The sequence below is a fragment of the Paraburkholderia sp. SIMBA_027 genome, from assembly GCF_046535315.1.
Taxonomy (GTDB): domain Bacteria; phylum Pseudomonadota; class Gammaproteobacteria; order Burkholderiales; family Burkholderiaceae; genus Paraburkholderia; species Paraburkholderia tropica.
Map to the genome: position 1 here is coordinate 63,779 of NZ_JAWRWY010000027.1, position 13,635 is coordinate 77,413.

Consider the following 13,635-nt stretch of genomic DNA (forward strand, 5'->3'; position numbering starts at 1 on the left):
GCTCAGGCAAAAGAGTCTCCCATGCCAAGCGCCGCCATCCGCGTGTAGAGCGACTGGCGGCTGATGCCGAGCCTGCGGGCGGCTTCCGCGCGATTGCCTCCCGCCGCAGCAAGCGCATGGGCGATGAGCGCACGTTCCAGCCGGGCCACGGCTTGCGCGAGGGGAAGCTCAAGGAGGCTGGCAGGTATCGGATGATCCTTGCAGCCAATCGCCGCGCTCAGGAAGTCGAAGTCTTCGCGCGTCAGCACCAGGCCCGGCGCGAGCGCGGCTGCGCGCTCGATCGCGTTGGCAAGTTCGCGGACGTTGCCTGGCCAGCTGAACGTGGCGAGCAGGCGCTGCGCGTCCGCCGAGAGATGTTTGCGCGCGGCATCGGTAGATGTTGTCGCGAGAAAGTATTCGGCAAGCGGCAGGATATCGGCCACACGTTCGCGCAGGGGCGGCATGTGCAGCGGAATCACGTTGAGGCGAAACAGCAGATCCTGGCGAAAGTCTCCCGCATTCACCATCGATGCGAGATCACGATGGGTTGCCGCGACGAAGCGCACGTCCACATCGACGACCCGGTTGGTCCCAAGCGGAGTAATCTGCCGCTCCTGCAGCACGCGCAGGAGTTTGGCCTGCATGGTGAGCGGCATGTCGCCGACCTCATCGAGAAAGAGCGTGCCGCCGTGCGCTTCTTCGATGCGTCCGCGCCGCTCAGCCTGGGCACCCGTAAACGCGCCTCTGGCGTGCCCAAATAGCTCGCTTTCCAGCAGATCAGCAGGCACGGCCGCGCAGTTCACCGCAACAAAGGGGCCGCTCGCGCGCGCCGAAGCGCGATGCAACACTTGAGCCGCGACTTCCTTGCCGGTTCCGGTTTCACCCGTGATGAGCACGGTGGCGGTGGTCCCCGCTGCGCGGCCCAGGCGCTTTTGCACGTCGCGCATGGTTTCGCTTACGCCGAGCAGGCGCGGCTCATGCGTTTTCACCTCGTCCCTGAACGTGTTCGCGGCGGCCGCACGGGCCTGGACGGTCAGGATGCGTTCGAGCAAGGCGATGATCTCGTCGCGTCCGACGGGTTTGGTCAGATGTTCGAAAGCGCCCAGGCGCATGGCGCCGATGGTGTTGTCGCTCGTCGCGTGTGCGGTCAGCATCACGACGGGAACGGTGCGTAACTGCGCTGCTTCGCGCAGCGTCTGCAGGACGGCGAGACCGTCCGCGCCGGGCAACCGGAAGTCGAGAAAGATGCAATCCGGCGTGGCGCGCTCGCGCAGCAAAGCTAATGCCTCTTCGCCGGAACGCGCCTCCAGCGCGTCATGGCCAAGATCCTGCACGGTTTCCGCGAGGCCTTCCCGGAAGGCGTCGTCGTCGTCGATGATCAGTATGGTCGCCATGGCAGGTCAATCACAAAGCATGTGGTATGCGGATCGTCGGCAAGGAACGCCTGGCCGCCGTGCGCGTCGGCGATCTCGCGCACGACAGCAAGGCCAAGGCCCGAGCCATCCGGGCGGCCGGTGACAAACGGCTCGAAGATGCCTTTTCTTTCACTCGCCTTCACGCCCTGGCCATTGTCTCTGACTTCGAAGCGAAGGCGCTCGCCGCCGTCCGGCTGCGTGTGCCTTGCGGCGACCTTGACGTAGCCGCCCGAAGGCGCGTGCGACAGCGCGTTGACGATGAGATTGTCGAGCGCGCGCGCCATCTGCGCCGGATCGAAAACGGGTTGTGTCGCGGCGGTATCGACCTCGACGCGCAGTTCGATCTGATGGCTCTCCGCACGGGATTCATGCACGACAACGATTTGGTCCAGCCACGCGTCCAAATCGACTTCGCGAGGTTGAAGCGCAATGGGCTGAGTCAGCGCGAGCAGGCTTGTCACCTGCGACTCTATGCGGCCCACCTGCTCGATGATGATTTTCAACGCCGCCTCACGGCGCGCTTCGTCACCCGCGAGCGCATTCTCGGCCTTCAGGCGCATCGCACCTGCGGGATTGCGGATCTCATGGGCGATTTGCGCAGCCATCTTTCCCAGCACGCTGAAGCGTTCGGCGCGCGCGAGCTGAAGCGCCATGTCGCTTGCTTCGCGCTTGAGCCGTTCGGCGCGCTCGACATAGCGGTTCAGCGCTACGACGATCTGGTCCAGATCGCGTTCACCGAGCAGATCTAGCCGTTTGCCCTGCTCGAACTCGCCGTTGGCCGCGAGCGCCTGTTCGAGGCGCGTCAGGTTACGCTTCCAGCGCCTGAAGGCGAGCGCGAGCGCTAACGCCAGCACAACGATGAAGACGAGCACAGCCGACAGAATTGTCGCGGCCCGCTCGCCATAGGGACCAAGTGGCGGCCGCGCGCGCGTCAGCGTCCAGACAAGCAGGCCCGGGTGGTTTGGTACAGGGCAGGCGACCGCAATCACGGCGTCCGCGCCGTTTGAAACGTCACCGGTCTTCGTCTGACTGGCCGCCGCGGCGTTCTTCAGCGTGTGCAGAATCAGTGGCGTCTCGGCTTCAGGGATGTCGCGCTTGACGCCGCTGCCCTCGTAGGTCGGAAACGCGTAGGCAAGAAAGCCATCCGGGATGTTCGATGCCGGGTCACTGATCCAGAAGCCGCCTTCTACGCCCTCGGTCTGGATGAGCACGAGGTCGAGGACGGCATGCATGAGATCGACGTTGGCTTCACCGGGGCGTTGCATTGATGCGTCATAGCGCGACGCAACCGCCGTGCAAGCGGATGCGGCCTGCCGCCTGGCCGTTTCGACGCGCTCGCCGAGCGCCGATGACAAGACCAGCCAGACTGATAGAGCCAGCAGGCCACAAAGCACTGCAACCAGAATCCACAGCACGAAAAGCTGTGTGGAGAACGAAGGTCTCGGCATGGCGATCCATTAGCTTTGATGCGATCCGACATGAAGCAAGTTTCTCGCCGCGGCAACTCGATGAGGAGTTGTGAGCACCTCCCAGACACCGGGCCGGAAATTGGGGTGCAATGGCCCGTCATTTTCATCGAAAGCGGACTTGGTGAAAAGAGGGCGATCGTAATACGGGGGCCTGTCGTCAATTGCCAAGATTTTCGGCCGAAGATGCATCTTGCAGGCTCTCTATGCACGAGAAGCGGCTCGTGGCCAGCCAGCGCCGCGTTGTCCTTCTGCGTCGATTCCGTCGGTAGTGTCCACGAATTGTTTGGGGAGTGTGAGCGACGCGGCTAATATCGGTGTCCCGGGCATCGGCCTGCGGGCATATGGCTGAGTTGGAAAGGTCACGCGGAGAGCATCGGGTCGCCGACGAGTCGGCTTTCCCCATACGAATCACTGTCCAAGCTGAAGACCCTGTGCGCGCTACTGGTCAATTGATGACATGCTGGCTTACGCCCGGGCGTGCGAAGTTCCGGAGGCTCTGGCCGGGTTCAGGGAGGACGTCGTGCGATTTGAAATGACGGAGCAGGATGTGCCGCAGGCGGGGCGGCTACGGCCAGTCGCCAAGCGCGCCGGCCAGATACTGTTATCCAGCGATTAGAAGGAAGTGGTCTGGCAAGGGTGTGCGCCCGAAGTGGATCTCAGGCAGAAGCCGTCGCGACCAGCTTCATAACAGCTATAGACCTGTGCGTCGGCGCCGAGATGGCAGCGGGCCATCGCGTTCTCGACGGCGGCGAGGACCGCCATGGTATCCCCTGCGGCCACCGTACAGGGCTGGGCGCGCGGCGGCCGTCACCCAGTGAGAGCTTCCAGCTCTTCTCCCCCAATTCAAAAGCCATGTACAGCTGGTCAACCGCCGTCGTATTCTGCCCACGGAGGGCTGTGTCAGACGCGTCCATTTGCGTGCTCCTTCGGAGAAAACGAGTGTGCAAATCACGTTTTACTCCGGTCGGGCTTACTGCCGCTGCCGTCCCGCAACAGTGACGGTTTTATTTTGTTCTACGCTCGCGGCAAGCCGTAATCATCGAATTTTAGGATCATATGGAAACTGGCATGACCTCATCGAGCCCAGCCCGAAGCGGCACCGCGCCAGAAGTTCTTGCGGTCTTTCTCAGGCTAGGAGTGACTTGTTTCGGCGGTCCCATAGCTCACATTGGCTACTTCCGCCGAGAATTCGTCGAGCGCCGTCGATGGCTTGACGACGAGACGTTTACAGACTTGGTTGGCCTATGCCAGTTCCTTCCGGGACCAGCCAGCAGCCAGGTTGGATTTTCCATTGGCCTGCTCAGGGCAGGGTGGCTCGGTGGACTTGCCGCCTGGTGCGGGTTCACGCTTCCCTCCGTCTTGCTGCTGCTCGCTTTCGCGGCAATTGCACCGAGCCTGGGCGGACCGGTCGGCGAGGGTCTGATTCATGGCCTGAAACTCGTTGCTGTCGCTGTTGTGGCGCAAGCTGTGTGGGACATGGCCCGGCGCCTGTGTCCGGATCACCGCCGCGCCACCATCGCGCTTGCTGTGCTGGCCGTTCTCAGTGTCCTAACGACCGTGTACGCACAACTTATCGTGATCGCCCTGGGCGCGGCACTCGGCTTCGTATTTTGCCAAACCACGGCCTCGACAAGCACGGTCGGCGTACGGCAACACGCACATGAATTCCGCGTCTCGCGCGCAGCGGGGGGCATAGCGCTGCTGCTGTTCTGCGTACTGCTCTTTGGGCTTCCGGTATTGGCGCACCTGGGCGCTGGCCATGCCATCAGCGTTTTTGAAGGCTTCTATCGCTCCGGCGCGCTAGTCTTCGGCGGCGGTCATGTGGTACTGCCGCTCCTGCAGCAGCAAACGGTCACAACGGGCTGGGTATCGTCGAATGACTTTCTCGCTGGTTATGGCGCCGCGCAGGCAGTCCCAGGCCCCCTCTTCACATTCGCCGCTTTTCTGGGCTGGATTATGTTGGAGACACCGAATCACTGGGTTGGGGCACTCCTGGCCACCGCAGGCATCTTTCTGCCAGGGCTGCTGCTCGTTCTTGCCGCGCTGCCGTACTGGCAAGCGTTACGCGCCCGTCCGTCAATGGCGGCCGTCCTTTCCGGTGTGAACGCAGCGGTCGTCGGACTACTGGCAACAGCGTTTTACTCGCCCGTCTGGACCAGCGCTGTTCACTCCGAGATCGACTTCGCCATCGCAACGATTGGCTTTTCCCTGTTGACGCGCTGGAAGATTCCGCCACTTGCGGTCGTCATGATCTGTGCACTGGCTGGTGTTGCCGCAGCCGTAATGAGTTAATCCGCCCGAACCTCTGCGCTCGAAGATCAGCCGCAGGTCCCGACGACAGAACAGACGACCCTTCTAAGCTTAAAGCTGCCATTCCCACCACGTCGGGCTGAGCGGCCGGGAAGGGTCGCTTTATGCCTTCTGCATAAGAGGCCGCGCCCAAGGCGAACTCCGCGCTCGGTCGTCGGGCGCTAGCTGGCCACGAAGGGACCTTCTGCTTTGCGCCGGCCGAGTCATTCAAATAACAGATCAGCCCCTGAAAGCCGTCGACAAAACACTCACATCAGCCGCCAGCAGTTCGGTCGTTCCGGTCATTAGCCAATTTCCTGAAGAACAACTGTTTTGAGACCAATGGCCAACGTCTCGCGATTGTTACAGTCAAGCGCCAGGTCTTTTCGCAATAGCGCGAACGCGCTCGATCTCCCCCTAAAGCGCGGGTCCTTCAATGCTGGCCATGGAGAAAGCTGACGCACACCTGCGTTGCCGATTAGAAGGAAGTCACTACCATACCGACCGCAATCGCCAGCATGACGCTCGTGGCGAGCCAGCCCAAAGCGCGCAACCAGCCCTTTGCAGTAAAGGCGCCCATGATGTCTGTACGCGAAACAATTAACATCATCACGATCATGACAGGCACGGCGATGACGCCATTGAGCACGGCGCTCCAGTAAAGAGCCTTGATGGCATTGATGGAGGTGAAATTGATAACCATTCCGACTAGCGTGGCAATAGCGATAGTGGCATAAAAAGCCTTGGCTTCCTGGACCTTACGGGAAAATCCGACAGGCCAGTCGCGGGCCTCACCCACTGCGTAAGCGGCCGACCCCGCCAGTACCGGCACGGCGAGCAATCCGGTCCCAACGATGCCTACTGTGAACAGCAGTGCCGCGAACGGCCCCGCGATAGGGCGCAGTGCCTCTGCTGCCTGGGCCGAAGTCTGGATGTCGGTGATGCCGCCCGCGTTGAGTGTCGCAGCGGTGGTGGCGAGAATGGCGAGGGCGACCAGATTGGACAGGCCCATCCCCGTTATCGTGTCCATCGCGATACGGTGCAGCGCCTTGGGTGCCTGTGCTGGCGCGCGCATGAGGTCTTGGCGTAGGGGATGCGCATGCATGTCCTCCACTTCCTCTTCAGACTGCCAGAAGAACAGGTAGGGGCTGATAGTGGTACCAAAGATCGCGACGACCAAGGTCAGGTATGACGACGTCCAGCTCAGGTGCGGAATGAAGAAATGGCTGGCCAGACGTGCCCATTCGACATGCGCAATGGCGAGCACCGCGAAATATGCGAATAGTGACAATGTGAACCATTTCAGCACGGCGACGTAGCGTGTGTACTGCAGCAGCAGCTGCATCGCGATGCAGATGGCCGAGAAAAGTAAGACGTATAGCCACTTCGGGCCGGGCAGCAGGAGCGCTATCGCATCCGCCATCGCGCCCAGGTCGGCACCGAGGTTGATGATGTTGGCGACGAGAAGGAGAACGACCACCCATTGGAGCAGCCAGCCGGGATAGTGCCGGCGCAGCACACCAGCAATGCCGTGGCCGGTGGTGCGTCCGATGCGTGCGCTGATCACCTGAATGGCGACCATCAGTGGATAGCTAAACAGCAATGTCCACGAAAGTCCATAGCCGAACGCTGCGCCCGCCTGACTGTAGGTTGCGATACCACTTGGGTCGTCGTCCGACGCGCCGGTTATCAAGCCGGCTCCGAGAAATCCGAGCAGACGGGGTTTGGATGTGCCGACGACGGGGTCCCGCGTGGGTATGGAGTCGTTCTGTGGATTGCGGTCCATGGGACTGAGTTTTTTGCGCGAGGGCGGGATTTCTGATGAGTGTCTACCGACATTCGTGATGACGTGTTCCATAGAACGCTGGCGATGCTTCCCTCCGTAAGCAAATCTGCCGTGCAGGATGGAGCAGGTGACGATGCAGGCGGTAGCGTATCTTACGGCAACATCGCGCCGCGTAATGCACGGGCGGCTGTTCGAGTCAGACATATCGTGAGCACCTTCGGTCGCGGTGCGATGCGAAGGAACTTCTTGTCAGGAGGATGGGGTGGCAACTTACCGGGAACTCAAGGCTCAAATTGCAGATCTTGAGGAAGAAGCCGCAGTCGCAAGGGCTTCGGAGATCGCGGAGGTACTTGCGGACGTTCGTGCGAAGGTCGCGGAATATGGGTTGACTGTACACGAGGTCTTCGAGGAGTCGCCGGGCAGAGGAGAGGCAAACAGGCGTCCACACCAATCGTTGCCGCCGAAATACCGGGACCCTGTTAGTGGATTAACCTGGTCAGGACAGGGACGGGCTCCCGCCTGGATCGCTAACGTCAAAAAACGAGAAAAGCTTCTGATCCGTTGATTGCGGCACGTTTGCGATCCGGTCGGGTATCCCTTTGATTTCGGCGCAATTTGCCGGTTAGCCCGCGCTAGGCCTGGTGAGGCTTTGCGCTTCGGCCCGATATAAGTTTCCTTTCTAATCAGCGACCTGCTGACTCCCATCTCGGGCAGCGACCGTTAGGCGACCGCGAGTGTGCCGCAGCGCTTCGAGCCACGCCTCGATCTGCGACCGCAGACGAGTTCGGGGGTAGCGGAAAGTCATTTATGAGCGGCCACGGCTCGATGTGCTTGGAGGGGGAGACAAGGCGGCATCGAAGCAGGGCGGCCGGCTGACGACCCTGAGCGACCTTTCCGTTTGTCAGGAAGCCATTGGCTGCTTTTCATTGTTGGGTACTACGGAGCATCGTTCACCGGACTTGCTGTCAGCTCGCCGGAAGCGACTGTTGCAGACTGATGAGGTTCTGCGGAACCACGCGGATAAGGCCGCCTCGGGGACTGTCGATATCCGCAATGAGTGAAAGAGAGAGCGAGACCGTAATAGGTAATACGAACAGCAATACGCGCCGCCCGGTTGCGCCGCGCGCACCATACCCCTGCATCAGGTTGCTGAAAAACGCGATCGCGATCATGAGCGTCCATGCCGAAACCGGAATGCGGTTCACCCACGCCGCCTGCGTATAGCCCTGTGTGTTGATTACATCATTCATGCCGCTTACGGTGAGCGCCGCGATCGGAGTGGGCTGCGCGATCGCCGGTTCGCGTACGCCAGTCCATAACTGACCCTGTAGTTCAGCGGTCTTCGCATTGATGATTTCAAGTTCGCGCGGGTCGCGCGTCTTGTAGTATTCGATGCGCAGTTGCACATAGTCACGCAGAAGCGCCTTTATCGTCGTGGCTCGTGATTCTCCAAGCAGTTCTACGCGCAGGTACTGGGTGCCGATGGCGTTCGCTTCCTCTTCCTCAAAGTTCTTGCGCTGATCGTATCGGCTCACCGCCATCGAGAGCGTAAATCCAATCAGAAGCGCGAGCAGCGTGAGCGTCGCGCCCTGCACTACGTTGTAGTTGTCGCGCGCGTCATCCGAAAGCGGAATGGCACGTTTCAGACCAATTGCCCCGAGCGCGGCAGCCACTGAGAGCAGCACGATCAACATGACGAAGATGTACGCCGGATGATGTACGAGCTGCGTCATCTCGAATCCTTTGCGATGATGGATCTTGTGCAGCCGCTCAATTCCGGACGAGTCGTCTGCCGTGCCAGAATCAGGCAGTGGTTATGCGTTGCCGAGTACCGTGAAATCCAGGCGTCGATTTGACAACGTCCGAGTCGGCCATTAAACCTCGCCAGTGGTAATCTCACTTGCTCAAAGATTGCATACTTCTGTGCCGGTTTCAGTACCGCAGCTCTAACCTATCAGAATTGGCGCGCAATTGGTCGGGGAGTGACCCACGGTGAAAAGCTGAAGCCGTGGCTGCCAGATGTTTTGGCTGGCCGCGAGTAGCCCCGGAAGGGGCGAAGCCCGAATCTTCGAGCAGTAACGGGCATGGCCGACAACCCAGATGGCGCTCACTGAACGAGCGGGGGGCTTCGCGCGATGGCCGGCTGGGTGAAGCTGTAAAATACTGTCAGGGTGTTAGCTGCATTCCGCAGCGGGACAGGTTTTTCGCGCTGGTCGGGCCGCCACGCGGGACTCTACATGCCCATGCGACTGAACGACTTCTCACGCCCGCTCACTCACCCCAGGCGCATCGCAAAGCAAGCCTTCACGGCGCTTGAACACTTCCTTCATGTCGAAGCCGCGAGCGGCATCATCCTGCTCATCGCTGCCGCTATCGCGCTCATCTGGGCAAACTCTCCATTCGCGGGCAGCTATCACGAACTCCTCGAGTCGCCGCTGACACTGGGTGCGGGCGGATTCCTGTTCTCGAAATCCGTGCACTTCTGGATCAACGACGGGCTGATGACCGTGTTTTTTCTTGTTGTCGGTATGGAAATCCGCCGTGAAATCCACGCTGGCTCGCTGAGCGATTTCAGGCAGGCGGCGTTACCGCTGGGCGCAGCTATGGGCGGCGTGGCGGTGCCGGCGCTCGTCTATCTCGCTGTCAATCACGGTACGGATGCGGCCCACGGCTGGGCCGTGCCGACGGCGACGGACATTGCCTTTGCGGTCGGCGTACTCGCGCTGCTCGGGCGGTCGATTCCCGGTAACGTGAGGATCTTCCTGCTGACGCTCGCGATCGTGGACGACATTATCGCGGTGCTGATCATCGCGGTCTTCTACTCGGCGGGACTTGACCCCAGCGGCCTGGCACTCGCTGCGGCCGGTATCGTTGCCGTCGTCATCATGCAGAGGCTCGATATCAACCGCGCCACGGCTTACACGCTTCCGGGCGCAGTTATCTGGATGGGGCTCTTCATCAGCGGCGTGCATCCGACGCTTGCCGGTGTGGTGCTGGGGCTGATGACGCCAGTCGTATCGTCGCGCGGGCACGAGCGCGTGCTGGTCGAACTGTCGGAAGCGACGCGTCACGTGAGCGAAGTCGACGTCCAGAGTGCGCAGGAATTCGACCAGCTGGAAAAGCCGATGCACACGCTCCGCGTGGCACAACGCGATCTCCTGCCACCCGTCGTGCGGGTCCAGTGGGCGCTTCACCCCTGGGTTGCATACGGGATCATGCCGCTCTTCGCGTTGGCCAATGCTGGCGTGCCGCTCAGCGGCGTGGATTTCGCGAGCCACCAGACCGTCTGGATCATGTTGGGCGTGGCGCTGGCGCTCATCGTCGGCAAGCCTGTCGGCGTGTTCCTGACGAGCTGGCTGCTGGTGAGAACCGGGCTTTGCCGTTTGCCGACCGGGATGTCGTGGCGCGGAGTCAGCCTTGTGGCACTGCTCGCGGGCATTGGCTTCACCATGTCGATCTTCATCGCGACGCTCGCGTTTTCCGGGCAGGGCGCGATGGATTCAGCCAAGCTCGGCGTGCTGCTTGGCTCGTTCGTCGCGGGATGCACAGGGCTGGGCTGGGGCCTGTATGCTTCCAGGCAGAGGTCCAGCTGACGTCGATGTGGGTGGCAAGAATGGATGAAGAAACGAAAGCCGAGCTGCTCACCTTCCTGGTGGTCGGTCAATTGCTCGCATATGCGCGCAGTGGGGAATGGCTGCGGACCGATCACATGATCGAGTCATGCCAGATCTGGTTGTCGTCAAACGGAGCACGCTGCGACTGGCTAGACCGGGCCAAGGCGGTCGAGGCTGCACGCGCGCTTGCAGAAAGCGTGCGTGAACTGCCCTTTCCCCGCGACGAAGCTGGGCTAACCAGGCTCTTCAATCTGGACCGTGGCTGGTTTCTCGATTACCGATCGCCAGTCGTCCGGGAAATACACGCATTGAGCGTAGCGCGTCTTGGAATCGACGCCAGGAAGTAGTCGTGCGCAGGGCCGCGAAGTGGTCCTCACCAGCCCGCGGAAATCAGACTTCGCGTCGAGGCCGTACTTCACATTTTGGTCGCCACCAGGAGCTCGTAGTAGACGTTGGCATCAGGTCCCGGTCGGCGATTGATCGTGGCAGTGTCGTGCCCGGACTCTGCTCACACCACCCTGAAAAATCTGGTTCGAATGCCGGCAGCGCAGAGGACATCGCGTGGCCGGACGCACGACCTCCGCCGGCTGTCGTTCCGGGCTCAGGTGAGAGGCACGTGCCCGGAAGAATCAAGGGGACTGTCAGGCAAAACATTGAGCAACTGCATCGTCTTGGTCGCAATGGCGACAAACGCCGGACCAGCGACAGCGCCACCAAAATGTGAACCTTTGCGCGGATTATCGATGGAGACGGCGATGATCACGCGCGGATGCACTGCGGGAATGATGCCGACGAACGACGCGCGATACTGACTACGATCGTAACCGTGCGACGTCCAGCGATACGCGGTTCCGGTCTTGCCGGCGACAGAGAAACCGTTCACGACCGCATCGGGTGCGGTGCCGCTGGCGCTCACCACCCGTTGCATCATCGCCCGAACCTCCTGCGCGGTGCGGGCCGAATACAGGCGATGACCGGTGGCGGGTGCGTCGAGGCGATGGACTGTCGCAGGCACTATGACGCCGTCGTTGGCGAAGACGGTGTATGCCTGCGCCAGTTGCAGCAACGAGGCGGACAGGCCGTAACCGTAACCCATGGTCGCCTGTTCGATGCGGCGCCAGTGGTTCCAGGGGCGCACGCTACCGCGCGCCGCACCGGGTAGCCCCGCGTGCGGAGCCTTCCCCAGCCCCAGTTCATGGAAGTTCTGCCACATGTCCTTCGACGGCATCATCAACGCGATTTTTGTGGTGCCCACGTTACTCGATTTTTCGATCACGCCTGCCACCGTGAGCGTGCCAAAGTCGGCGTCGTCGTGAATCGTCGCGCCATCTAGTCGAATACGGCCGTGGTCCGTCGTCACGATCGAATCAGGCGTGATGCGACCTTGCTGCAAGGCGAGCGCGATGGTCAGCGGCTTCATCACCGAGCCGGGTTCGAACACGTCGGTGACGGCGCGGTTGCGCATCTGCAAGCCGCTGGTGCGAGCGCGGCTGTTCGGATCGAAACTTGGCCAGTTCGCCATGGCGAGGATCTCGCCCGTGTGTGCGTCGAGCACGATTGCCGAGCCCGAGTGCGCGTCGAAGTGCTGAACGGTGTCCTGTAGCGCGTGATAGGCGGCGTACTGGATCGGCGAATCAAGCGCGAGCTGAACGTCCGCACCATCGCGCGGCGTGGAATGCGCGAGCGACGCAATGATGTCGCCGCGCGCATTATGCAGTGCGCGTCGCCAGCCATCCACGCCCGAGAGCTGGCTGTTCGCCGCTCGCTCAATGCCTTCCTGTCCGCGTCCGTCGATGCCCGTAAAGCCCACGACATTGGATGCGATCGCCGACTCGGGATAGAAGCGCCGATAACCCTTGCTCGCATAGACACCAGGCAGGTCGAGCTGCATCGCACGCGCGGCGAGATCGGGGGTGATCTGGCGGGACAGATAGACGAAGCGGCGATGCGAGGCGTAAGCGTGCGCGATCAGATCGGGATCGATATGGAGCACGCCCGCGAGCGCGTCGATTTGCGTAGTGGATGCCGGGGCATCAGGTGCCCCGGCGTCAAGCCACAGAGTGCGGGTGGGCAGATCGAGCGCGAGAGGGCGGCCATCACGATCGACGATGCGTCCCCGGGAGGCTGGCAGTTCGATGTCGCTGACCTGGCGGATTTCTCCCTGATGTTGGTAGAAGTCGTCTTCGACGCACTGTACCCACGCCGCGCGGCAGATCAGGGTGAGGAACGCGCCAGTGAAAAGCAGGCCCGCGAAGCTGGACCGTCCACGATGAAAACGAGGGAGGCTCAGGTCGTGGCGGCTGAAGCTGAAGTATTTGCGTGCTTTCGACATCCGGCGGGTCGTATCTCCAGCGGGCGTGTGGGTCGAGATGAGGTGGCGCACGAGTTGTATCGCTAACCGGTGTGCGCGCGCAGGCTGCTGCGAGGCTACTGGCGCAGCGGTTGCACGGCAGCGCGGGACAGCCAGTAGTTCATGCGGCCCTGCGGGCCCGCAACGAGGACGGCATCCGGACTGGGTACGCCGTCGTCGTCGATCGTGCAGAGGACCGTGCCGTCGTGAATCATCGTGACCTGTTGTGCGGCGGCCATGCGCGCGAGCACGTCGGCCTTGATGGGATAGAGGCGGGTGAACATGTCGTAGCTGATTGCAGCCGGCACGTCGCCGGTTACACGGACCGGAGAGCCATGCGGGCACGACTGTGCCTGCGCGGTGACGGCACTGGCGGCGAGCAGGAGCAAAAGGCCTGTCTGTTTCATGATCGGAGTGTCGAAGAGAGATTTCCCGCGGGGCACGACCCACAAGCGGTCTTTCACGGCCCAGTTTGCGAAGAAGCGGGATCGGCCGGGCGAGGCACAAAAGCAGGAGCGTGTGGAAAGTGCGATGGTCGCTGAAATGTTTGGCTGGTTGGAGAAGAGTCAAGTGCGCTTGACAGGTGCCTTCATGAAGGCTGCGCAGATCAACCAGCAGAACACGAGGCCTGAGCACGTATAGAAAACGGTGTTCGGGCCGTCGTGTTTGAGCAGCCAGCCGCCCACCACGCCGCCAAGCGCGAGCCCGATCGACTGCGTGGTGTTATAGACGC

At 61.6% G+C, this 13,635-nt stretch carries 10 protein-coding genes and 1 pseudogene; 4 read left to right on the forward strand and 7 right to left on the reverse strand.

All coding sequences use genetic code 11. The annotated features are described in order from the left end of the window. Positions 1 to 2 precede the first annotated feature (2 nt). Both SB764_RS35075 and SB764_RS35080 read right to left on the reverse strand, forming a co-directional pair. Positions 3 to 1,373, reverse strand: coding sequence for a sigma-54-dependent transcriptional regulator (locus SB764_RS35075; RefSeq protein ID WP_410866173.1), 1,371 nt, complete (start codon positions 1,371 to 1,373; stop codon positions 3 to 5). Beyond that, on the reverse strand, positions 1,358 to 2,842 hold the full coding sequence (locus SB764_RS35080) for a sensor histidine kinase (protein WP_410866174.1): 1,485 nt from the start codon (positions 2,840 to 2,842) through the stop codon (positions 1,358 to 1,360). The genes SB764_RS35075 and SB764_RS35080 overlap by 16 nt, the downstream gene beginning before the upstream one ends. Before the next feature lie 1,077 nt (positions 2,843 to 3,919). Between SB764_RS35080 and chrA the strand changes: the two genes are divergently transcribed. Further along, positions 3,920 to 5,155, forward strand: coding sequence for a chromate efflux transporter (chrA, locus tag SB764_RS35085; protein WP_410866175.1), 1,236 nt, complete (start codon positions 3,920 to 3,922; stop codon positions 5,153 to 5,155). Between the two features lie 475 nt (positions 5,156 to 5,630). Here the strand turns inward: chrA and SB764_RS35090 are convergent, their stop codons facing one another. Next, a complete protein-coding gene (locus SB764_RS35090) occupies positions 5,631 to 6,938 on the reverse strand; it encodes an NRAMP family divalent metal transporter (protein WP_410866182.1) in 1,308 nt (435 codons plus the stop codon). 262 nt (positions 6,939 to 7,200) lie between these two features. On the opposite strand from SB764_RS35090, the gene SB764_RS35095 reads away from it, so the two are divergent. Further along, positions 7,201 to 7,503, forward strand: a complete 303-nt coding sequence (locus SB764_RS35095) for an H-NS family nucleoid-associated regulatory protein (RefSeq protein ID WP_410866176.1) — start codon at positions 7,201 to 7,203, stop codon at positions 7,501 to 7,503. 400 nt (positions 7,504 to 7,903) lie between these two features. Here the strand turns inward: SB764_RS35095 and SB764_RS35100 are convergent, their stop codons facing one another. Next, positions 7,904 to 8,671, reverse strand: a complete 768-nt coding sequence (locus SB764_RS35100; RefSeq protein WP_410866177.1) for a hypothetical protein — start codon at positions 8,669 to 8,671, stop codon at positions 7,904 to 7,906. Positions 8,672 to 9,181: 510 nt separating this feature from the next. On the opposite strand from SB764_RS35100, the gene nhaA reads away from it, so the two are divergent. Both nhaA and SB764_RS35110 read left to right on the forward strand, forming a co-directional pair. Further along, the gene (gene nhaA / locus SB764_RS35105; RefSeq protein WP_410866178.1) at positions 9,182 to 10,531 is read left to right on the forward strand and encodes a Na+/H+ antiporter NhaA; all 1,350 of its coding nucleotides are present in this window, start codon (positions 9,182 to 9,184) and stop codon (positions 10,529 to 10,531) included. A 20-nt stretch (positions 10,532 to 10,551) separates the two neighbouring features. After that, entirely contained in the window at positions 10,552 to 10,899 is a 348-nt protein-coding gene (locus SB764_RS35110) for a hypothetical protein (RefSeq protein ID WP_234775662.1), read from the forward strand. Positions 10,900 to 11,153: 254 nt separating this feature from the next. On the opposite strand, the gene SB764_RS35115 is transcribed toward SB764_RS35110, so the two are convergent. From SB764_RS35115 to SB764_RS35125, 3 genes and pseudogenes are all read right to left on the reverse strand, one after another. Continuing rightward, positions 11,154 to 12,884 (reverse strand): peptidoglycan D,D-transpeptidase FtsI family protein, encoded by a 1,731-nt coding sequence (locus tag SB764_RS35115; protein ID WP_410866179.1) that lies wholly within the window; start codon positions 12,882 to 12,884, stop codon positions 11,154 to 11,156. A gap of 95 nt (positions 12,885 to 12,979) precedes the next feature. Continuing rightward, positions 12,980 to 13,309 (reverse strand): hypothetical protein, encoded by a 330-nt coding sequence (locus SB764_RS35120; RefSeq protein WP_410866180.1) that lies wholly within the window; start codon positions 13,307 to 13,309, stop codon positions 12,980 to 12,982. Between the two features lie 159 nt (positions 13,310 to 13,468). After that, positions 13,469 to 13,635 (reverse strand): annotated as a pseudogene (locus SB764_RS35125) (MFS transporter); the annotation flags it as partial.

Excerpts from the sequence above, each read along its gene's own strand:
- SB764_RS35075 (WP_410866173.1), bottom strand. The coding sequence starts at position 1,373 with ATGGCGACCATACTGATCATCGACGACGACGACGCCTTCCGGGAAGGC.
- SB764_RS35080 (WP_410866174.1), bottom strand. The coding sequence starts at position 2,842 with ATGCCGAGACCTTCGTTCTCCACACAGCTTTTCGTGCTGTGGATTCTG.
- chrA (WP_410866175.1), top strand. The coding sequence starts at position 3,920 with ATGGAAACTGGCATGACCTCATCGAGCCCAGCCCGAAGCGGCACCGCG.
- SB764_RS35090 (WP_410866182.1), bottom strand. The coding sequence starts at position 6,938 with ATGGACCGCAATCCACAGAACGACTCCATACCCACGCGGGACCCCGTC.
- SB764_RS35100 (WP_410866177.1), bottom strand. The coding sequence starts at position 8,671 with ATGACGCAGCTCGTACATCATCCGGCGTACATCTTCGTCATGTTGATC.
- nhaA (WP_410866178.1), top strand. The coding sequence starts at position 9,182 with ATGCGACTGAACGACTTCTCACGCCCGCTCACTCACCCCAGGCGCATC.
- SB764_RS35110 (WP_234775662.1), top strand. The coding sequence starts at position 10,552 with ATGGATGAAGAAACGAAAGCCGAGCTGCTCACCTTCCTGGTGGTCGGT.
- SB764_RS35115 (WP_410866179.1), bottom strand. The coding sequence starts at position 12,884 with ATGTCGAAAGCACGCAAATACTTCAGCTTCAGCCGCCACGACCTGAGC.
- SB764_RS35120 (WP_410866180.1), bottom strand. The coding sequence starts at position 13,309 with ATGAAACAGACAGGCCTTTTGCTCCTGCTCGCCGCCAGTGCCGTCACC.